General features: G+C 35.9%; 15 protein-coding genes. 1 reads left to right on the top strand and 14 read right to left on the bottom strand.

Annotation, left to right across the window (positions count from 1 at the left end):
- Positions 1–24: 24 nt before the first annotated feature.
- Positions 25–192: a hypothetical protein gene (locus DBR39_RS24350; RefSeq protein WP_185147221.1), complete on the bottom strand. Its 168-nt coding sequence runs from the start codon at positions 190–192 to the stop codon at positions 25–27.
- A 1,454-nt stretch (positions 193–1,646) separates the two neighbouring features.
- On the opposite strand from DBR39_RS24350, the gene DBR39_RS18105 reads away from it, so the two are divergent.
- A complete protein-coding gene (locus DBR39_RS18105; protein WP_228410003.1) occupies positions 1,647–2,312 on the top strand; it encodes a S24 family peptidase in 666 nt (221 codons plus the stop codon).
- A gap of 75 nt (positions 2,313–2,387) precedes the next feature.
- Here the strand turns inward: DBR39_RS18105 and DBR39_RS18100 are convergent, their stop codons facing one another.
- The 13 genes from DBR39_RS18100 to DBR39_RS18045 form a co-directional block, all read right to left on the bottom strand.
- Positions 2,388–3,296 carry a hypothetical protein gene (locus DBR39_RS18100; RefSeq protein ID WP_124535481.1) on the bottom strand — a complete coding sequence of 303 codons (909 nt, stop codon included), beginning with the start codon at positions 3,294–3,296 and terminating at the stop codon, positions 2,388–2,390.
- A gap of 114 nt (positions 3,297–3,410) precedes the next feature.
- Positions 3,411–6,911: a hypothetical protein gene (locus DBR39_RS18095; RefSeq protein ID WP_124535479.1), complete on the bottom strand. Its 3,501-nt coding sequence runs from the start codon at positions 6,909–6,911 to the stop codon at positions 3,411–3,413.
- An 86-nt stretch (positions 6,912–6,997) separates the two neighbouring features.
- Positions 6,998–9,997 carry a PKD domain-containing protein gene (locus tag DBR39_RS18090; protein ID WP_124535477.1) on the bottom strand — a complete coding sequence of 1,000 codons (3,000 nt, stop codon included), beginning with the start codon at positions 9,995–9,997 and terminating at the stop codon, positions 6,998–7,000.
- A gap of 13 nt (positions 9,998–10,010) precedes the next feature.
- Positions 10,011–12,839 carry a hypothetical protein gene (locus tag DBR39_RS18085; RefSeq protein ID WP_124535475.1) on the bottom strand — a complete coding sequence of 943 codons (2,829 nt, stop codon included), beginning with the start codon at positions 12,837–12,839 and terminating at the stop codon, positions 10,011–10,013.
- 21 nt (positions 12,840–12,860) lie between these two features.
- Complete coding sequence (locus tag DBR39_RS18080) at positions 12,861–15,914, bottom strand: baseplate J/gp47 family protein (RefSeq protein ID WP_124535473.1); 3,054 nt, start codon at positions 15,912–15,914, stop codon at positions 12,861–12,863.
- Positions 15,915–16,003: 89 nt separating this feature from the next.
- Positions 16,004–16,414: a GPW/gp25 family protein gene (locus DBR39_RS18075; protein WP_124535471.1), complete on the bottom strand. Its 411-nt coding sequence runs from the start codon at positions 16,412–16,414 to the stop codon at positions 16,004–16,006.
- A 113-nt stretch (positions 16,415–16,527) separates the two neighbouring features.
- Positions 16,528–16,818, bottom strand: a complete 291-nt coding sequence (locus DBR39_RS18070) for a PAAR domain-containing protein (protein WP_066757051.1) — start codon at positions 16,816–16,818, stop codon at positions 16,528–16,530.
- A 5-nt stretch (positions 16,819–16,823) separates the two neighbouring features.
- Positions 16,824–18,569: a type VI secretion system tip protein VgrG gene (gene vgrG, locus DBR39_RS18065; RefSeq protein ID WP_124535467.1), complete on the bottom strand. Its 1,746-nt coding sequence runs from the start codon at positions 18,567–18,569 to the stop codon at positions 16,824–16,826.
- Position 18,570: 1 nt separating this feature from the next.
- Positions 18,571–19,296 carry a CIS tube protein gene (locus DBR39_RS18060; protein WP_124535465.1) on the bottom strand — a complete coding sequence of 242 codons (726 nt, stop codon included), beginning with the start codon at positions 19,294–19,296 and terminating at the stop codon, positions 18,571–18,573.
- Entirely contained in the window at positions 19,296–19,457 is a 162-nt protein-coding gene (locus tag DBR39_RS24345; protein ID WP_185147220.1) for a DUF5908 family protein, read from the bottom strand. Before DBR39_RS24345 ends, DBR39_RS18060 begins: the two co-directional genes overlap by 1 nt.
- Positions 19,458–19,658: 201 nt before the next feature.
- Entirely contained in the window at positions 19,659–20,126 is a 468-nt protein-coding gene (locus DBR39_RS18055) for a phage tail protein (RefSeq protein ID WP_103235303.1), read from the bottom strand.
- A gap of 2 nt (positions 20,127–20,128) precedes the next feature.
- Positions 20,129–20,560, bottom strand: a complete 432-nt coding sequence (locus DBR39_RS18050; protein ID WP_124535463.1) for a phage tail protein — start codon at positions 20,558–20,560, stop codon at positions 20,129–20,131.
- 35 nt (positions 20,561–20,595) lie between these two features.
- Positions 20,596–21,981: a phage tail sheath family protein gene (locus DBR39_RS18045; RefSeq protein ID WP_109738062.1), complete on the bottom strand. Its 1,386-nt coding sequence runs from the start codon at positions 21,979–21,981 to the stop codon at positions 20,596–20,598.
- Between the last annotated feature and the right edge of the window lie 93 nt (positions 21,982–22,074).

The following is a 22,074-nucleotide window of genomic DNA, read 5'->3' as shown; positions in this document are numbered from 1 at the left end:
TTTTTACAATTTTCAGATGTATCATTATTCCTGATCCAGCATGTACATATCATCTAAAAATCTTTTGCTTTTTCGGATATTTCCAGTCTCATTCAGATAGGCTAATTCGTCAATAAGATCACTGATATCTTTACGGGGCTTTTGCAGCTTTTCCTTATCTTTTTTCTTCTTTTTCTTTTCTTTTTTTTTCATGGTTTCTAAGTTGTATTGAATGAACAGTTGTTTTTACTCTTTTTGAAATTGGTTTCTCTACTAACCTAAGGTCAGACGGTTTCTTTTTTCAGGCCTATGTTTCCAATAAAAACAATAGAACTTAAAAGCAAAAACCGTTTTTCACCTTAGTATTTTACTATCAATTTACATTTGAGAAAGAGGTCAGGATAACCCTTTGATGCATCTGATCTACGGGTAGTTATTGGGGCAGGATAATAACTTTGAATCCTTTTCTATCTTTTTAGAATATTTTCATTTCTAGATCCAATTCATAAGTTCTCTCTAAAAGATCATCTTAATGAGGTTCAATGCAGTATTTATGAATACATTGCCTGAACTTTGTTTTACTAACTTTGAAGAAGAATATTATATATTGTTCTTTCGGACAAAAACAACATTTCTGTTAGCTCGGTAACAATTACTTTCATCTGTTTATCTTGATTACGTTTTACATATTCAATGACGAAATCTTTTCTTTTCTCTACTAATTCTTTACTACGTTTCATTTTTTTATGGTTAAAAGTTTTTTTTATGCTAAAAGTTTTTTTTGAATTAGACGAGTTTTCGTATTTCTTATGTTTTTCCCTTTTCATTGAGGACATAAGAAGCCTTAAAGGCATGGTTCAAGCCTTTAAACAGATGTCTAATTACATTATTTAATTTTGGTTTTTTAGAAAGTTGATACCAGGTATTTTCTAATAGAAAGGATACACCGGCTTCTTTCTTCTAACTTCTACTTCTTTGTAAATCATTCTATGGATGCTTATAACGAATTGATCTTCTATAAGCACACAGAGTCAGCATTTACTTCTTGTATTTGTTTATAAAGAGCGCAACATCCTATTTGTCTATATTAAATTATTCTCAAAAATAATTGAGCTTGTTTAACACACTTTATCTCCTCTTTAGGATGTATTAACAATCTTACTGATCATTATAATTAATCGATATTTTATAGGTTGACCAGTAGTGTGAGTCTGCATTTTTTAGTCTATTTCATATTTTCGAAAAACAAAGAGCCAACAGCTGCTTCATTTTTAAATCAATAAAAAAATAAACACATTTTCCTCACTGATAAAACCGAACAAAATAAACGCACAAAAAACTATTATCACTATTATAAAAAATGCACTTTTTACACTTAATTAGATTCAAAAGATTTTTTTGTTTTAATTAACGCATGATAAAACAAAGTCTAACTATAAAGCGTATCAAGTATAAAAACCATTGTTTAACTTTTTGTTTACAGGGGTTTATATAATTCAAACAAGGATTTTAAATATTAAAACAACATTCGATTATAAATATAATTTTGTATATTTGTACGGTTCTATCTGAACAGCGAAACAAATATACGAACATTGTTCGTTTTTCAAAACACAAAAGAGAATATTTTTCATATTTTTTTACAAATAAACTATAAACATATCAAAATGAACTATTTAGAATTCAAAGAAATCAGAAAGAAACTAAACATGAAGCAGGCTGATATTGCAAAATCTATAGGAGTAGGCACCAGAGCTGTTCAATATTGGGAAAAAGGCGAACGAAAAATACCGGAAACAACGGCTTATTTTGTAACCAACTTACTGTTGGAACAGCAAAAGGAACTCAATAATGACAGTGCGTCTCCTGTTGTTTTTTCGGATTTAAAAATCATGAACGTTCCGCTGGCTAACCAATATGCACAAGCTGGCTATCTAAGTAGATTTGCAGATGAAGAATATATAGAAAGTTTACCTACCATTCCTTTTACTGACGATGTGGAACACCGAGGTGAATACATGTGCTTTGAAGTGAAAGGAGACAGCATGGATAACGGATCGTACGAAAGCTATCTGGAAGGCGACATTATTCTATGCAGAAATATCAGACAGGATTACTGGATGAGTAAGCTGCATTATGACAAGTGGGATTTTGTAATCGTTCACAAAGAGAAAGGAATTCTGGTAAAAAGAATTATCAACCATGATGTTGAGAACGGTATTATCACGCTTCATTCTCTGAACGAATATTATGAGGATTTCGAGATCCATCTCAAGGATGTTGCAAAGCTTTTCAATATTATAAGCACCAGACGTAAGAATAACAGAAGATAACAGCCCGGGTGAATAAAATCCTCAATTTCTTGAGGATTTTATTGGGGCTTTCAGATAATCATATTGTAAGATATTCTAATAATAGCACTTCTCCTCTTCAACGCCTCCTATTTCAGCAATTTCTGGCTGTACACGATAAATTAAATTTGGACTAAACTCCGAATTGGACCTTAGAAATGTAATCCATCTGATTCCACTTTTTTTCAAATTTTCGGGAGCATTTTGATCAAATTCTCTTATATTATCCGGTATTGCAAGCTTACCATTAGTCAGATAAATTAGGCTACCCACATCTGGTGGAGTGGGCTTCACAATCACTTTCAACAGCCAGGCAGGGAAGATTCCATGACAAAGAGAGTTTAGATTCCGCTCATCGTTGGGAGACAGGCAGTAAGCTTCTAGCCCCCATATTCCAGAATCAAATTTAACGTAATCCGACCAATCCGAAATTCCATTTGGCCTGCAATATTTTCTTATTCTTATGTATAAAGTAGTTTTATCAGGAATATTTCCATGTCTCATGTCAATATTCTCAGATTTAGTATAATTTACATCACTAAATCCTACTTTTGAATAAATAATATCTTCATCTCTAAAGCCAGGATCTGTCGCTATCTGATATTCCAATGTCGCAAGATTGCCGACATTCTCAACCTCGTAATCCATTACTAGCTGGCCATTTTCCAACACTTTTACCCCATAGACCTTCGGAGTTTCACAAGAAGAGTTACACCCTCCAACTCTCAAAGTACCACTGCTTGTAGCAACACTTCCATTTATTGCCAATTCAACATCCAACTCATAAGTACCAACAGCCTGAATGCCAGGTAATTTTATTGAATTACTATCCTGAAGCAATGCGGCCTTTATATCAACGGTCTCTACAGTGGAGGATCCCGGTGGATATTTGTATTTCACAAAAGCATCTTTTATTGTTTCGGAAGATTGGTATTCTATTTTAAATGAAACATCACATTTTTCCATTATATTATGTTTATTGTTATTATTTATTTTTTCTAGTATGTAAGGGGTGTTATAATTATTCTAAAAGATAAAAAACACCCCTTTATATTAAATATAGCACAAAGAATATGTTTCTTAATCCACTCTTATCTCTGCTACATCGATTTCAAATGCATCACTATTAGCATCCTTAACCAAAAGCTGGAATCTATATTTTCCAACTTTTAAATCCTTGATGATCAAGTTATCTTTGTTAACGTTTTCAAGTATTACATCCGGACCTTCTAATTTGCTCCAGAAATACAAAAGCTCATTTGCTCCTCTACCCCATCCTTTTAATCCCAATCTCCTGGTAGGTAAATTAGATAAAAGAAGGTTTTGAGCCCCGCCAGCATTAGCTATAATAGTGGGTAACTCAACAATACAGCAATTTTTATTAGGAAAACTAATGCTATCTATCACAACCGTGGGACGATATTCATTTTTATAGGAAAGAATGTTTGAAGTAACGGTATTACTTTCTCCATCTACTACAACCGCTTTATATAAATTTGTACCAAACCCACTTATAGAGTCTGTAAATGTTGTCCCGGTAAAGTTGCTATTAAACAAACTCCATGTAGCCCCATTGTTAATACTTTTATGAATCTGAACGTTGACAATATCTCCATCCTGATCGCTTGCATAAACATCAACCGCATAATTACAAGTAGGCTGTGTACATACCCTGTCCCCATTTCCTAATATATCATTCCATTTGATTGATACAACCGGTGGGTGATTTTCTTTTTTATAAGACAGGATATTTGAAGTTGTTTTATTGTTTTTCACATCTGTAACAACTGCTTTATACAACTGCGTACCAGCTCTGTTTATAGAATCTGTAAATGTTGTCCCCGTAAGACTGCCAACAAATGAACTCCATGTAGTCCCATTATCAGTACTTTTAAAAATCTGAATATTTGCAATATCTCCATCCTGATCAGTTGCAAAAACATCAATTGCAAAACTACAAGCCGACTGTCTGCATAACCTGTCCTCAATTCCTGAAGTATCCTTCCATTTGATTGATACAACCGGTGGGTGATTATTCGGATCTTTTATAATTCCAATATCATTAAATCCCGGAAGTTCTAACGTGTTTTCTGGATTTTTACATGAACCCACTAAACCGAATCTAATAGAGTATTTACCTAAAGGCAATGTGATTGTTCTTCGTGGACGGTATGATCCAGATTCATAATGCCATCCATTTGCAAGATCACTTGAATCATAAATATTCAAGCCTGTTATTCCAGAAAGATCTGAAGGTAAATCCCAATCAAATGTGAATGTTTGGGTACCATTACCATTATCAACAACTGTATATTTAATATTTGAAATCACCGGACACTCTTTGGTCTGGGGTAAATTTACAGGTATCGTCTCAGTACATCCGCCGCCACTCACTTTTACCCTTACTACTGGAATATTTTTTGGATCCAGATTAGAATACTTGTAACTCACATATCCATTTTTATCTGGATTTAGAGGAACCCAAACATCATTACCCAGGAAATCCCAATTGTAAGTATAGTTTGCAAAATTTTGTCCTGAAACTTTAAAGTTTACGATTGTTGATTTTGAATCTCCTCCAGAATAAATGACAGGCTCAACGACTTCTACTTTTATATTTGGTTGTGAAATCACTTTGATACTACAATTAGTAGGTTTCCCGTTGACCGTAAAGGTAATTTCCTTATCAAGCAGACTTAAGTCTACCTTTTTCGGATTAAAGAAATATTGCGTGCCGATTAATTCCACACCACCCTTTACATTTGCACTGACATTGGCTTTCACTTCTCCATTCGCCGGAATTACTTTAAAAGGTATAGGGCGGGATTCTATACAAATAGTCGTGGTTGGCAAGCTCAATTCAATTTTATTTTTTGGAGTACAGCATATGTACGGAAGTGAAAAATCCGCGACAACTTTATTGTCTCTCCCAATATTCTGATAAACAATAACAAATGTACCTCCCCGCTGAACACCCCGTTTGTGTTCCAATCCCGGATGTTTTTCTAGATATTCATTGAAATAGTCTTTTACCAGGTCTTTATTATCTTTTAATTCATCTAAAGACACAAGCATAATATCAAATCCCAGCTGCTGCTTATCTCTGATTTCCTTTATTTGATCAAAAACCGTTTGATAATCCAATCCCTGATGTCCTTCTATATTATAAAATGAACTTTTATCGATATTAAAACTCAACGGATCTTTTATATGTGCGTTTAATGCAAACCCTGTATCATATGCAAGGTTATCTGTAAATGACCGATTACTTGTTTTATCAAAGTTCCACGCTTTTAAAAGTTCTACTGAAAGCTCGTAATAAAAAGGAACCGCTTTGTTGCTCAGAGGATTCAATTTTTGAGATGGAGTAATTTTGATCTTTGGCTGAGTCCCAATTTCAACGAAGTCCGGATACTTAAAACTCAGTACCTGCTGATTAAAACGATTAATCAACACTTTGACTCTTTGTGTTGTTTTCTCATCATCCAACACAGGCGAGTTATAAAACTGATGTCTTGAGAAATCTAATTGGGTATCCGATAGTAGTTTCCCAAGCATGATATGTTTAGGAAAAGAAACTACATCAGGAAGACACTTGGTAAATGCTTTAGGAAGCAGCTTTATAATTTCAGAATAGGTATCTGCCAAATCCTTCACTACATCATAAGCATACTGAAAACCAGATTCTTTAGCAAGAAACTTATTTAATGTGCTTTTGAAAACTGAATGGTTCGCTCCTGATGTTCCCATAAACTGAGAAATGGCATTGATTTTTTGAAAAAGAGCCTCACCATACTTATTTTTATCTAAAGCTTTGATATACAGATCTCTTAAATCAGTAAAGGAAAAAGGAGTGTCAATGTCATTTTCTAAAATAAGCTGTTCTACAATAACCCGCTCCTGTTTCACAGGTCCCAGGATATCATCCACAAACAATGGATGAGGCATAATCTTATCTTTTCCAAGAATATAATTGATTCCATCAGCTGTAGTAACTAATACTTTAAGATTTCGAATTTGCTGGATTCCATGGTTATCGCAATCAACTCCCCTACAAGGTTTCACTTCTTTTTCATAATCCTCCAGATACAGCAACAGATATTTATTTTCTAAATCTGAAAGATTGCTGATGGGTTGAAAACCAGAATTTGCTTCCTCATCTGTTGCTAATTCCCACAGCTCAATCTGGTTGTCTTTTCCATAGTAAAATGCAGGATAATTTACTTTAAAATTATCATATTTTTTAAAATAGTTATACTTTTTACTTTCTATCTTGATGGTTTTTAAATCACTTACATACAGATCTTTACTCACCTCATTGGTATTATTCAAAGTCAGCAGATCTCCGTCGGTTGTTATAGCCATCCCCTGAGAAAGTTGTATGCCGCTCAATAGCTTATTTGTATAAATAAGATCTGGTTTGAGACCACATACAACACCTACCCCCTGCAGCAGCACTCTGGACAAACGGTCCTGATCTTCAAAAAAATCTAAAAACTCGTTGAACTGGGGGTGTTCTATGTATTGTCCTTTACTGAATTTGCGGTATTGGACTGCTATATTACTTAATTGATTATTCATTATTGTTCATTTTTTAATGATTCATTAAGGTCTTTTAATAAACTTCATAGGCAATTTATACTGCCTATGAAGTTATTATTTGACTATTATTTTGTCACTCCTGTACAAGGGTTTATCTTTAAGAAATTCCCATTTGGATATCCTTTATAAATAGGAACTGTAGCATTTGCCAAGAAGATTTCTGTATAGGCAACATCTTGGTGACAACCAGTTGGTGGTCTATTATTAACAGGTAAAGCACATTCAAGTGAAAACTCTACAAAACCATCTGTTGTTTTTGAAGCCATGGTTTTAGCTTCGGCTTGACTGATAACAATTTCATTATATCTACTCAGCGCAGGAGTACCAGGTTTATGATTGTTTCTATCCTGATTACCTCCTGTGTTACTTAAATGTATGTTTCCAATAAAGCCAGGATATGGATTTATACCTCCTATTACAATACCATTTCCTGTTAAGTTGAAAGTAGCATCATTACAAACGTGACCAGTGTCTATATCATCTCTATACTGAATGACCACTCTCATACCACTTAAACAAGCAATAGTAGATTGACCTTTTAATTTCAGTGGAGCTAATTTATACACAGTACTACAGCCATTAGCATTGGTTACTGTAAGGGTTGGATTGAACGTTTTTTCTTGTCCCGCAACAAGCTTGTACACATGAAGTTTTGTGTTAGCAGGTGCCTCATTATGCTGTACTGGAGTACCATCATCAAAATTCCAAGTAAACGTAAGACCTGTAAAGTCCCCGGCAACTTTAAATTCAACCGTAGCATCCGGATTGTTTGCATTTTCGTCCGTTGTAGGAGCATCATAGCTCACACCTCCTGTGGTAACAGATACATTTGGTTGTGGATAAACGACCATCTGTGCTTCCACCAGATCATCATTAACCGTAAACGTAATGGTTTGTCCAAAATAAGCTGCGTTAACCAAACCAGGATCGAAGAAGCTTTGGCCTCCGGATTGTGTAACCGCAGGGATCTGAGTACCATTTATAAATGCTTTTACTTCTCCGTTTTGCGGAACGATTGTCATAGCAATCGGAGCATCTTTCTGACATAGTTTACTGTCTGGCAGCATCAGGAATACAGGTTCCTTTTTAGAACAGCACAGATAAGGTAATGAGAAATCTGCAAGAACCTGATTGTACGTTTCTGATGCGTAAATTAAGACAAAGGTTCCACCCGGCTCTACACCGGCTACATGCTCTAAGCCCGATTTTCTTTCTAAAAATTCGCTTAACAGTTCGCTTACAACATCATCTTTTTTAGGATCTTGTTTTACTACAGTAATTCCTTCTGCTGATCCGTCTTTTGCGAATTCAGCTTTATTTAACAGTCTTAATTTCTCGTCTAACTTAGAAATATTTAGTAAGGTGTTTTGTGAATCCCCTTTTCTATTACTGATATCACTGGAAATTGATGTTAATTGTTTTCTAAGGTCGTCTATTGATACTGTTTTTTCATTGGATACATCACCAGTAGGTTTTTCACCTTTCTCTAAAACCAAAGCAATAACATCAAAGGCTAATCCGTATTTTGTTTTAAGATCATTGATATTTTGTAAGGCTGTTTTGTAAGGCAATGTTAAATGGCCTTCAATTCTATAGAAATCATTGTTATCAATATTATAAATCAACGGATTCTGAACAAAATCGTCCCCGGCCAGATTGGCTGTGTGATAACTTAAATTGTAAGTTTCTCTATCGGTTTTTGTTTTTTCAAAGTTCCATTGAGCCAATAATGGCTTATCTACATTATAATAATAAGGGATTGCTTTTTCACCTAATCTGACATAGAGATTGGAAGGAGTAATTTTAATGGCTCCCATATACGATTGAAATCCATTTATTTTCTGTACAAAACGATTGGCAAGCATTACGACTCTTTCGTAGTTCTCATCATCATTTGTGGTTACAGGTGAATGGTAAAAACCGTGACGGAGTGGAATATATTTTCCTAATTCCTGCGCTGCTCCAACAGCCCCCAACATAAGGTGTTTAGGGAATGAAGCTATAGCCGGACAGCATTCCGCATTAAGATGCAGGATCAATCCTTTTATTTCATTGTAAGTATCAATTAAATCTTTTAGCAAGTCATATCGATACTGATAGTCGTCAAAACCTCGTACCGTATTCTTAAGTAAAGAATCCAATTTATCAAAAAGGGATTGTCCTCCCAGATTGACACTCACATTAAAAGTACTTGCAATTGCATTAAACCCATTGCTTAATTCTGCAACAGAACCAATGGCATTTTGGAATTTCTCTTTCAATTGCCTTGCTGATACAACAGCAGGGTCCAGAATAACTCTTTTGGCTTCTATTTTAGGCAACTGATCAAAAAGCTCTTCATAAGAATTGTGAACATTATAGATGGTGTCTTTTGCATCCCCCTTCTTGATAAGATCTAAAACAGAATTTGAATCTGCTAAAAGCACTTTGAGATTAGATACCTGCTCTGCACCGGTATTGTCACAATCTGCATCCTGACATGGTGATTCTTCATTGGAATAACTTTCTAAATACAGAATTACGGTTTTGCCATAGATATTGGTGATTTCTTTTGTGTGCTTAAAATCTCCAACATTAACACCTTGGTTTTTTAATTGGGTATATTCTTCCTGCGTAATCAATTCTAAAAGAGGGATTTGTTTCCCTCCAATAAGAAAATGCTTATATCCGACCTTGTCAATATAATTTCTAAAATATTTGTAAGTATTAGTCGTGAAATCGATAGTAACTTCTGCCTCTTTATCTGTTTTATGGCGCAGCGTTATTAAATCACCATCTGTGGTAACCCCGGCACCTTGTGTAATTGCAATCGTATTAAAATTAAGATCAATCGCTTTATCTTCAGATCCAGACTTTTTTTCCATTACAGTATCAGGCTGCAAAACAAAATCTATGTATGTCGATTGAAAACCACATACTACTCCCACCCCGCTCAGGCGGGTTCTTGAAAGCCTGTCCTGGTCTTCGAAATAGTCTATAAATTCGTTTAATTGCCCTTCTGTTAACGCTTGATTTTCGTTGAACTTTCTATATTGGGTTGTTATATTATCTAATTTAGCATTCATTGTTTTTCGGTTTTTATATGTTTGATTGTCCTAATATGATTTTTCCGTCTAAGCTGTCATTGTCATCCATTGCGCAGTCCAGAAGTCTTCCCGGTCTATAAATATTGTTTAAATGGGTAAGAGCAGTTAATAAATCTGTAATGCTGTTTCCAAGGTTGACAATATTGTTTCTCGATTTATCTAAAAGGTATTTTTTAAAGGCCACTTCAAATTCAGACAAGTCATTCTGAGCAGTTTCTGTTTCTGTCAATCGATCTCCCACCCAACAAATTTTTGCTAAAACATGGGCCGGAATCTCCTGTCTGATAACTGTTTCGGCATAGCGTCTGAAATCAGGATCCTGGAAACGATAAGCAAAGCCCGGAAGAACAACGCTTACCCGGTAAGAATAAGGGTCAAAAACATCTGTTTCGCAATCTTCTTCACAAGAATGCATGAAGGCTTCCGAATATTTTATTGGATCTTTTGCAATACCCTTTTCTTCAAGGTCATACATGATTCTAAAACTCCCTTCTATAGACATGCAGCCTATGCCCCCCATGAGTTTATAATCTTTGGAGGTTGGCTTTAGTAATAAGTGCTCCACAAGGAAAATACCTTCTTCTGTAAATTCATATTTAAAATACTTCACGATCTCCCTAATCCCATCTTTCAATAATGGCAGTGATGAATACGGATTGGTTTTTTTGTGCATAGCAATGACATTCTGCTTATCGGTATCATCCAGAATCTCCAGATAGAAGTTACCCCCCAATGAAACACGGATTTTTATATTTCCAATTAAGCAGTAATTATCCTCACATGCTATTAGTTTTTCTACTGTATCTTCGAGATGCTTCTCATCTAATCTGTCTAGTTCATTTTCAAGGTCTTCCTGATCTATCTGAATCGTCTGATAAATCGCTTCATTTAAGCTTTTGGTTGCAGCGTACTCAATTTTGTAGGTGTTGACAGATGATAGAATAATATTGCTATTAGCATCTTTTATTTTCCAGGTATAGCTGTCTTTATTATTACTATCTTTTGTTTTGATGATTGAAACAGGCGACTGAGATAAATTTCTCTGTCTATAATTTTTAATCCCCAACAGACGGGCTATCCTTTTCTGTGCACCGGAAATATTGTTGGTATTCCAAATATCTGAATCCCCAATTAATGTATAATTGTAACCCAATCCTCTGTCTTTACTTAATGATGTATACTCATGTAGGAAGGTTTCTTTATTACTCAGGACAATTTCATCGGCAGATTTTCCATACAATGACTTCATTAGGAACGTATAATCACTGAATGTTTCAGCAAAACGAGAGGTCAAATGATTCAAAACTTCATTTCGGCGTTCCACACTGTTATCCAGCTCTTCATATAACGAATCTGTAAGCTCGTCCTCGTTAGCAGGATAATCATGAACCAACTGGTCAAAACCTTTAATATTTTTAAGAGCCTGGGTAAAATAAGTTCTTTTCAAATCACCATTTACACTTAATACTTCTTTTACTTTTTCAAGGTGTTTGAAGTAGCTGGCAAGGATCTGATCAAAAAACAGCAAATAGCCTTTCAATTGTTTAGCCAGGGCTTCTCTCTCCGGAGATTGATTTCCTATAATCCCTGATACTCCTACTCCATATGTATCCGGAAATTCATTTAAAACAGTAGCATAGTTGGCGATATCATATGAAGTCCCCTGTGGTAAAGTCAATTCTTTATTTTGTCTTGCATCATCCCTCAATACTTCTTCTTCTCTTTTAAGAGTTTCTAAATATTCCTGAACTTTTTTGTCATTGATATTTAATGGAAGGGAACCTTTACTGTAGCTGAATGAACTTAGGTCACATAACTCAGGTTTTCTACCTTTTTCAATGCAGATCAGCCAATCATTGGTTTGCTTGATCACGCTATCACAACCTGCAATAGAAATTTCATGAATTTCTTTAACTCCGTCAATTTTCATGACTTCACTGATGATATCGGAAAGACGAACTTCTTTTCTTAACTGGCTTTTTTCAAGTTCTTCAGTATCAATAAAACCGTTGTCCAAGAGTGGCCCTTCAAAAATCTGATCTGTAGTCAGACCTTTGTCAAGCATTTGCTTCAGTGAATAAAAATGAACCTCCGGAGACAGGTAGTTATTGATCGCTTTTATTACTTTAGCATGTACCAGCTCTTCATCGGCTTTGTTTACAAGTCCGATACGGGCACAGACAGCCACTTTCTGGGTTTCGATTTCTTTAATTTCAGCCAGATCTTCGCAAAGACTTCTATTGGCATGGTAACGGTCTAATATATTGATGTTGACATTGGATTTTTGGCATCCACTCCCTTCAGCATCAATATCTTCGGCATAATCCACATAAAGATCGTACAGTCCTTTCACTTTAAGATCTTGTATTTTTTCTCCAATCGGCTTAAAATCCAATTTCCCTGTTTTACAGTCAACGTACAACGTTTCAGTTTTAGGAACCAGCCAACAATTGCGGATTGGTCTTTTATGACCTGCCACCAGGTTGATATCTATAAACAACTTTCTATAGTCAAGCTCGTTTAAAGGTCTTGAAGGTAAAATCTCTGTAGCCTTCAGAAACTGTGTATGAATGTCTTTCTTTACATCTTTGGATGCTAAGATATCTTCCATATTCAGATTCATTCTCATCCCAAGATCTGTGATGGCATAACTTAAAACTTCCAGCGTGGTAATACCCGGGTCATGGGAATTATAATCGGTCCAAAGTTTCCCTCCTAATTTTTCTATGTATTCAATACCTGTTTTTCGTAGAAAATGAAAATCTGTTTGATCTCCGGTTTCTATATTTTTTGATATACTAATGTGCTTATTTTCTGACATGATTATGTTTTCTTATTATTATTAAATACATACTTGGTCCGTAATACTTACATCATGCTGCTTAGCAGATACCAGAATTGATTTTGGATCTACTTCGATTAAAGATTGTTTTTGTAAAACATTATTTACCAATATCTTTATCTCATCAATATAATCTACGTAATACAGCTGCTCCAAGTAATTAATGAGCTGATTAACATTTAGTTCCACGTTAAAATCGATATCTTTAGAGTCTGTAAAAGCCCAGGGCGATATATATTTTTTAATATCTTCGTCTAATTGCTGGATGTAAAATGTTTCGTCGTACTGCTCAAAGAATTTGACTTTCGTTTCTACTTTTGCTTCTTTATAATTTGGATTGATTACCTGAGCGTTAACATGCATCGTATTTAATTCATTGACATAATTTTGAATTTTATTCAGACTGGCTCTGCTTACTCTTGGCTGATAGACATCAAAAGCATTTTTATTTTTAATATTCGGCACTACCATTAAGGTTACATGCCCTGGAGCCATATATGATTTTTCAGAGGTATGATTTAAACATTTTACCTTAAAGACTTCCGGAAATTCCTGTAATACCAGTTGTTCGTAATCCCATTGGGTAATGGCTCTGTGCTTATGTCTCAGACGTTCACTCACGCGTCTGTAGAACTCTGTGTCTGTTTCTTTGTATTTACCATCGAAAGAATTGTAAGGCTGGCTAACCGATTTCACCTGAGGCACTCTGGTAATAAGCTTAGCAATAGTTTTTGCTTTCAATCCGTTATTCAAATGGGACAGATCATTGTCCTGATTCTGGAATGTTGCCAAAACAGCCTGAGTGTATATTCCCTGAATTTTACATACCGCATCATAACTTCTTTGTGATTTGGCTCTGATCCAAAATAATCCGTCGGTAAACCTTGTATGGTTGGTATTGATGTCTTTAGGAATTTTAAACTTTACAATACCTGATTCCAGAAATCTTCTGGTCTCATTCTGCAGCATATAATTCGACAGACTCACCCATGTATTATTTGAAAGGATATGCCATTCTATAAACTCTTTTTCCTGGAAAGTATCCACTAAAGGATTTTCACTTCCTTCCAGCATTTGGATTAATAGTGAAACAGTGGTTTTTGGCATAGCTTCCAAACCGATGTATAGTTCACCTCCGTTTCCGTGTACAGGTACGATACTTTCCGTTTCAACTTCTTTTTCATATTGTCCGAATGCATCTTCATGATACAACTGTACCCCTTTACTTTTTGAGGCCACACTGTCGGAGCTTTTATCCAAGTACGAATATGCATTTTCCTTTGCAGTGTAATTCAGTTCTATATCTTCAGCAAAAGGGATGTAGGGTTCGTTTGGAATCAGTTTGCCGCTAGCGGGTTTGCTTGATAATGCCAACGTATACAACTTCGGGTATACATCCTGTAGTGAAGACTGGTTCAATGTTAATCGGATAGACTCACTGGTACCAGGCTCTTCATTGGTATTATTGATAGAAAACTGGGTTTTATAAGCGCCGTCTACTTTTTTGAATACATCAATATTATTGGCTTTGGCGTACCATACTTCTTTTTCCAACAAAGCGGTATCTGCTTTAAAATAAGCATCAGAACCTACAATTGATGAATTTTTTAACCCTTCAAAATCCTGTAAGCTGATATTTTGATTAGGCTGAATGATGTATCCGTTGTATAAATCTTTTATAGAATCCGGAGTATTTTTCCAATGGATACTAATGTCTGCATTGAGCCATTTTTTGGAAAACATTTCAGGACATTTGATATAGAAATTAGATCCTTTAATGGGCTGTGCAGTGAATGGATAATACGGTTTTTCCGAATTTAATGTACTGCTGTCATTTTCTATCTCTATTGATTTTACTCCTTTTACATCAACCGCTATTTCTATATTTTTTATTAGTTTTTCTGAAAGAGCTTCGTAGATATCGTAGTACTTTTCTCCTTCGATCATAAACCTTACGACCGGGAATTGAGTTTGGAATGTTTCTGACAGCACTTCCTTATTGTATTTTACAACTGCCGGGAAATCTTTGGGCAATGTAAAAGAAAGCTCTAATCTTTCTTCTTCGTTTTTAATACATTTTAAAACGATGCCCGATAACCATTCTTTTTCACCACTACAAAGCACTTTGATATTATTCTCAATATATTTGTCTTCAATTTCCTGTAGTTTTTGAGTCGAATTTTTATTAAAATCGATTTTAAGAGTGACTGTTCTTTCCCCTTCTTTTAAATCAAATAAAGAGGATGCCACGGAAAAGCCCAGTTTAGCTTTTGGGAGCTCTTTGTAAATAGATTTATCCGAAACTGTTTCATCCGAGTTATACCCGAATGGCCACCAATAGTTGCTGTCTTCCGGTAATTTATCACCCAGACCATCAGCTGTATTGGCTACGGGAGCCATTTTTAGCTCTCTTTTTTTAACATCGTTTAAAAAACTTTTAATTTCAACTACTTTTGCCTGGTTGGCAATGAGTTCTCCATCTGTTTTGTACACTCTTTTTTTTCCATCAGCGTCTTTATCACCATCCAGCAGTGTACCGGCTGGAATTTTTTCCTGAATTGCTTTTTTTGCTAATTCAAAGATCACATAGACTTTGTCTGATTTAGCATCATTTTTCTCAATTTGAAGTATTTCATTATAATAGAAATCCAAATGCCTTTTCGTCAGATTGTTGAAGGCTTTTTTTGAGAAATCTAATAATTTTAAAAAACAAACAAATAATGTCAAGTGAGGGGTCAAGTTGCTGTCTTGTTCAAACTGGGACATAAGATCTGTAACCTGTTTTTTCATACTTTTATACTCAATGCTTTCCCTACGCGGCATTATATCATTGGTATCATCACCCAAGAAGAAGTTTCCCCAGTTTCCTTGTGGTTTTGTATTATCATCTTTGTCAAAATAATTTACACGCTTAGCAAAATTGTTTGCAAATAATAGCCAATCAAACAAATCGAAATCGTGTAATTCAAGATTGCTAGGATCTAATTCTGCTAAAAAGCGCTGCATTTGTGATTTTCCTTCACGATAATGTGAAAATGTATCTGTTTTTTTCATTTGTTTATATTTATCTTTCTATGGTCAGATGCAATACTTCATGTAGTGTTTAGTAGTATTCAAAATGGCTACAGACATCCCGTAATTCATTATATTTCGGTAGCTTCTCCTTTGTAGAAAGGAAAAACAATATTGCTTCTTGTATTAGTATTTCTTACTTCGTAGTCAACTTGTATCAAAACTTCTCCCTGAAGTTCTTCCTGAGTATCGATATCAATATTTAAAATATTTATTCTAGGTTCATGATATAAAATAGCACGCTCAACGACTCCTTTCATTTGGGTAATAAGCGTTAAGTCCAGAGGCTTAAAGAGCATTTCCTGCAAGTCACATCCGTAGTTAGGGAACATGACACGTTCACCCGGGCGCGTCGACAACAAAATAATAAGGCTATTGTTGATGTCTTCTACATCTGTAGTCATAGCCAGTTTTCCTTCAGTCTGATTAAACTCAGGCGGGAAACTCCAGCCTATTCCTAAAAAATCTGTATTTATTTTCATACGTTATTTGTATTATATTTAATTGTAACATCTTGCATCTGTAACATAGAGTTTTAGTTATTCTAACCGTTTTGTTATGGATGTTTTACATTTTTATTTTTAATTAAATGGGATCATCCACCTATTAAAACAGTAGCTTCACCTGCGGTTATTACCCCTCCATGAGCGGTAGAATCTCCCATTCTTGCGGCTTGTTTTCCGCCTATCAAAACACTTGAAGATCCTGATGCAATAGTGTCTAGTGGACCTGTGCATACTGCTTTGTCTCCTACTCTTGCTGCGGGCATACCTCCAATAAGTACCGTAGGTTCTCCTGCAGGAATGATGGGTCCGCCTACATGCGGGACCGTGCCTGTCACCATAGGACAAGTATGCATGTCTGTAATTCTTGCTGCCGGTTTCATGATTATTAATTAATTTTTACTTGAGATCCTTTTACAACTGTTACTGCTCCTGATTTAAGTTCTGAACCGGAGCTGCCCTCTGCTTTTAACTGCGCAGATGCTTTTAAACCGATATTCGTTCCTTCAATTTTTACGTCGCCTTTTGCCTTTATTTTGATGTCTCCTGCACTTTCCATACTAATACCATCTTTATTAAGGGTAAGAATATTAGAATGTTCATCTTCTATTTTAATGACGTCCGCATCTTCATCTAAAATCACTTTTTTCCCTTTTGGTGTCTCCAGGGTATATGAGATTTTATCATCATTGAAGATCATTTTCATTTCGCTGCGGGTGACAAATCCTTTTTCATGATTATCATCAGAAGCTACAATCGGAGCTGGTTTTGCACTACTGTTTAGCATTCCCAGCACCACTGCATCATTGGGATCGTCATTAATGAATCCGATGATGACTTCATCTCCGATTTCCGGTCTGAAAAATGATCCTCTGTTTTCTCCTGCATCAAGGGTGGCTACACGTGCCCAAATACCTTCTTCCTCGTTATTGATGATGGGTATTTGCACCAAAATTCTATCTTCACCATCCGGGTCTGATTCTAATTGTGATACTACCCCAACATGTAATCCGCTTATGGAAGGAATAATTCCTGAACCTGGCATTTCACTTACATCATAAGTTTCTGAAAACCACGTTGGAGAAAGCCCAAACTGTGCATCTACCAGCCAGTTTCCTTCGGCTATTTCATGACGGACACCGGTTACGTATATTTTTCCGTTAAATCGGTTTCCTACTCCCTGAAGTGTTAATGAAACTCCTGGTACTACAGATGGAATTCCCTGGAATTGTACTCTTCCCCTGGTTTTTGCTAACTGTTGAAAAGTTGCTTTCGCATCGCTCCATTCCTGAAGCTCGCTTTGGGTAAGATTCCCGCCGTGTTTAAGCTGTAGGTCTTCAATTCCAAAAACATCTGCTAAATCACCGGATGAAAGATTTCCATTGAGCTTAATAGCCGGATCCTGTGCTTCAACTTCTGTCACTTCCTGATCGGTATAACTCCATGTTTTGGCTGTAATTTTGTTGAACTGATCTCTGGCATCTATCTCTCCGTCAAATTCATGTACGGATGATCCATAAACCACTGTTTCTACAGCTTCACCACTAAAATCAGGCTTAGCGACTTTTATCGTTCCGTTATCTACAAAACAAAGTTTACCGTTAGCCTGCGCTCTGGTTAACATGAAATCCCAATCAGAAGCCCGGTACTGAACCAGTTCTTTATGTGAATTTGAGGTAGCTTCTACATCGGCAGTTGCACCGCTGTTTCCTATTAATTCTTCAATGATATCGCTGTCTTTGCTGTCGTAGAAATATTTGCTTTTTCTTCCTAAAGTCATTTTCACAGCTTTATCTCTACATTCGATGATGAGGTAAGAAGAGCCGTTTCTAACTTTTATATTGTGTTTTACAACAACTCCTTTAAAGATGGTTTCTTCTTCAGAGTGGTATCCGGCAGTGATCTCAATTTCTTTTCCAGGAATTAACAGATCTTCATTGCTTAGCTTGAAGTCTTGTTCCGGCGCACTTCCGTCTAAAATAACAATGTGGGCATAAGGAATTCTGTTGATTTCTTTTTCGACTACAATGCTTTTCACACCATACTTGCCCGGCAATTCTGTACCTCCGGACATAACCTTATAGGTGATCAGGTCTGAGTTTTTTGCTGTTTGTATGTATCCGCTATTGTTCATGTTATGATATTTTTTCTAAAGGTGGAAAGTATAACTCATCCCCTGGGATCAACTGTCTGAAATTGATAAGACCGTTGACTTTAGCTACTTCCAAATAGTATTTAGAATCGCCGTAAATTCTTTCGGTCATTAAGGGAAGCGTATCTCCATCCTGTATTGTCCTTTTGTGGGTAAGATCCGGAGACTGTTTATTCCCCATTCTTGCTGCAAGTTCTTTACTAATAGCCTCTACAAAAGTTGCTTTGCCTATAGCTCTTAATGGGTGTCCTTCCGGAGTAAACATCTTATAATCTATTGTAAATTCAGTAAGAGCTCCTTTAAATTCAAATTCTCCCCAAATAACGATGACATTATACGGTTTATGAATCGGCCCATTAAAATCTCCTGTTGCTGCATAGAAACGATCCAGTTGAGATTTAACAGTATCTTTTTTGAACTTATTTTTTGTTAGCACATTGATAAGCTTATTGCCCCCATATGCTTTGGTCACTCCCGTACCATCAAATAAAAACTCTAATTGTAAGGATTGAGGAGATGTTTTAATATATTTTGCATCGGTTCCATTGGCTCCGGGTTCCTGTGTTGTATCATATTCAACTTTACGGGTAAAAGAAAAACCTGTAGGGTTAATAAGTGCTACAAAAGCCTTACTATCAATTATAGCATCTGAACCGAAACCGTTATCCTTATAGGTCCCTATCTTTACTTTCATAATTTCTCCTGCCATTATCTTTCTTTTTTACGTTGTTCTATTTTTACTACTTGCTCTACACTTTCGCTGATTGCCCGCATGATTTGTTCTTCATCTACCGAGGTGGCAGTTGTGGTTGCTGCTGCTTTTTCGTCCACATTTATTTTAATGTGAAGCTCTTTTATTTCTATTGGCATTTCGTTTGTTTTTTAATTAATTATTAATACGTAAAAAACTTAAAACCAATTATTTAACGTATTTATTTTAAAAAATCTAAGCACATGAAGGGTGTGTTCAGTCTCGGTTATAGACTAATCTGTTGTTTTTATGAAAAAAGATGTTGCTAAAAGTTATCTTTAAACTAACACACGCTCTAGTGCTTAGATTTGATTTAGAAATTACAAGCCTAAGCTTGCTAACGATGAGGGTATTGTGAAATATCTATATTTCAGTTCTATTGTTTCAATAGCAAGTTTGCTTTCTTCGGCGTTGAATTCTGATACTTCCCATTTTACAGGGTAAGCACCCACTACATTCCAAACCATTAAAGGGGCTGTAGATTGAAGTCCTCCTGCAAGAGAAACAATCAGGTTTCTAGGCTCAAACTCGAAGTTTTCCATAGCATTTCTACACCAGCTTATCAGTCCTGAACTTACAATTAATCCACGTTTAAGAACTAAATTAGGATATTTTGGTCTCAAAGGAAGTTGATGAGTAAATCTGTTTTCGCCTCCTTCGGCATATTCTTCAGTGCTTATTTCAGTTGATAAACCAGATATAGACTGAAATCTGGAGTCAATACCCTCAGTTGTTGAGATCCCATTAACAATAAAAGAGAAACTGGTTGGAGGATATAAAAGAGCCATGATTAGTTATTTTCAATAGTTAATCCTTCGTGTGCAATTTCTAAAGTTTCCAATGCTACCTCATTACCTTCAGCTTTCAAATCTGTAGACTGTAATTTTAGTGGGAATGCATTTTTCACTTTCCAGGTAACTGCCGGTTCTCCGTTCTCGTCTAAAAGAGAAATTGTAATGGATCTGCGCTCTACCGTATTAAGCTGAATTGTCTTGAACCACTCAAAGTACTCGTTATCACTCTTGAAAGTTCCTCTTTTTAAAGTGATGTTACTGAAGCTTGTTATTCCGGGCATTTTAATCTTGCTGAAATCCGGGCTTGCTCCATGTCTGTATTCAATTAAAGCAGTTTCTGCATTCAATCCCGTTACTTCCTGAAAACCTACCTTTGTTCCGCCCCAATCTACTTCAAAGGCAAATTTTACTAATGGATATGTACTCATAATCTTATTTATATTTAATTGTTATTTAATTTATTCTATGCTTCTTGTAATTTGTGTGAAAAACGCAACACGATAAACTCAGCAGGACGCACTGCAGCCATACCGATCTCGATGTTCATTCTTCCTTCTAAAATATCCTGAGCAGACATTGTTTTGTTCAGACCAACACTTACGTAATAAGCTTCTTCCGGCTTGCTTCCGGCTAATGCTCCGTCTCTCCATTGCTGATCAAGGAAATTTTCGATCATTGTCTGTACACGGATCCATGTATTGGCAGTATTAGGTTCAAAGACGAAACGTTCTGTAGATTTCTTCACAGATTCTTCTACCATGTTGAAGAAACGACGTACGGATACATATCTCCATTCATTGCTGTTTCCATCCAATGTTCTTGCTCCCCAAACCAATGTTCCTTTTCCTGTAAAAGTTCTGATCGCGTTGATAGATTTTCCACCCGTTGGGTCTACATTAAGATTCTCTTGTTCTTCATGAGAAATTTTTACTGTAGGTGCTACTACGAAGCTAAGTCCAACGTTAGCTGGTGCTTTCCATACTCCGGAAGTACTGTCTACTTTAGCATAAACTCCTGCCATTGCTGATGATGGAGCTAAAACTACTCTTTTAGACTCAATGGCTCTTTTAGCCAGGTTGTACAATTCTGAATTGCTCAATTTTAAGTCAGCTAACTTTGTAGCAGTAGTTGTAACAGGTACTAGAACTCCTGAACCATTGGTTTCTTTATAACTCGTGATCGCAACATCTGCATCATCAAAGCTATAGCTCAAAACTGTTTCCAATTTTGGATAATACGCTGCTCCATACTTTAAACGTTCACCACTTGGCCCGGAAGTAGGACCTGAAGCTCCTTTAAATGAAGCAACATCTCCAACGACATCCATGATAACAAACCTGTCTTTCATGTCTTCAGCCTGATCTAAAGCCTTATTGTATAACTGGTAAGCATTTGCTCCTAACGCTTCAGCATCCGGGAAAACAATAAGTGTAGGTTCGTCTTCTTTTTCTAATGATTTTAATCCATATAATAAACTGCCAGCAGTAGTTTCTGTTCCTAAAGATGGAGCTGTTCCATACCCGTTTACAGAAACGATATAACATGGTCCGCCACCGTTAGCAAAGTACATTTGCATAGCATAATACATTTTAAAAGTACTTACATTGCTATTGTTGACATTTGCCGTAACAACATTATCTTCAATCGAAATAGAGATCGCTGTTTTTTCTTTGTTTGCTGCTCCAAAAATTGTTTCGTATTCCAACATCGAAGCAATTCTTGTTGGTTCATTTCTTGGCCCTTTGTCTGTATGTCCAATAAAAGCTGGGATGGCCGTTTCTACTTGTGCTACTGATGGTGGAAATTTTGCAATTTCCTCTACGTAGGCTCCAGGTGTTTTGTAATTCATTTGTTAAAATTTTAAGTTATTATTAATTATTTTCAATAGTAAACCCTTCGTGGGCAATTTCTAAAGTTTCCACTGCTACCTCATTACCTTCAG

The sequence above is a fragment of the Chryseobacterium sp. KBW03 genome (assembly GCF_003852415.1).
In the GTDB taxonomy this organism is placed as follows: domain Bacteria; phylum Bacteroidota; class Bacteroidia; order Flavobacteriales; family Weeksellaceae; genus Chryseobacterium; species Chryseobacterium viscerum.
Note: the sequence above shows the minus strand (reverse complement) of the source record. Positions and strands in the feature narration are given on the sequence as shown.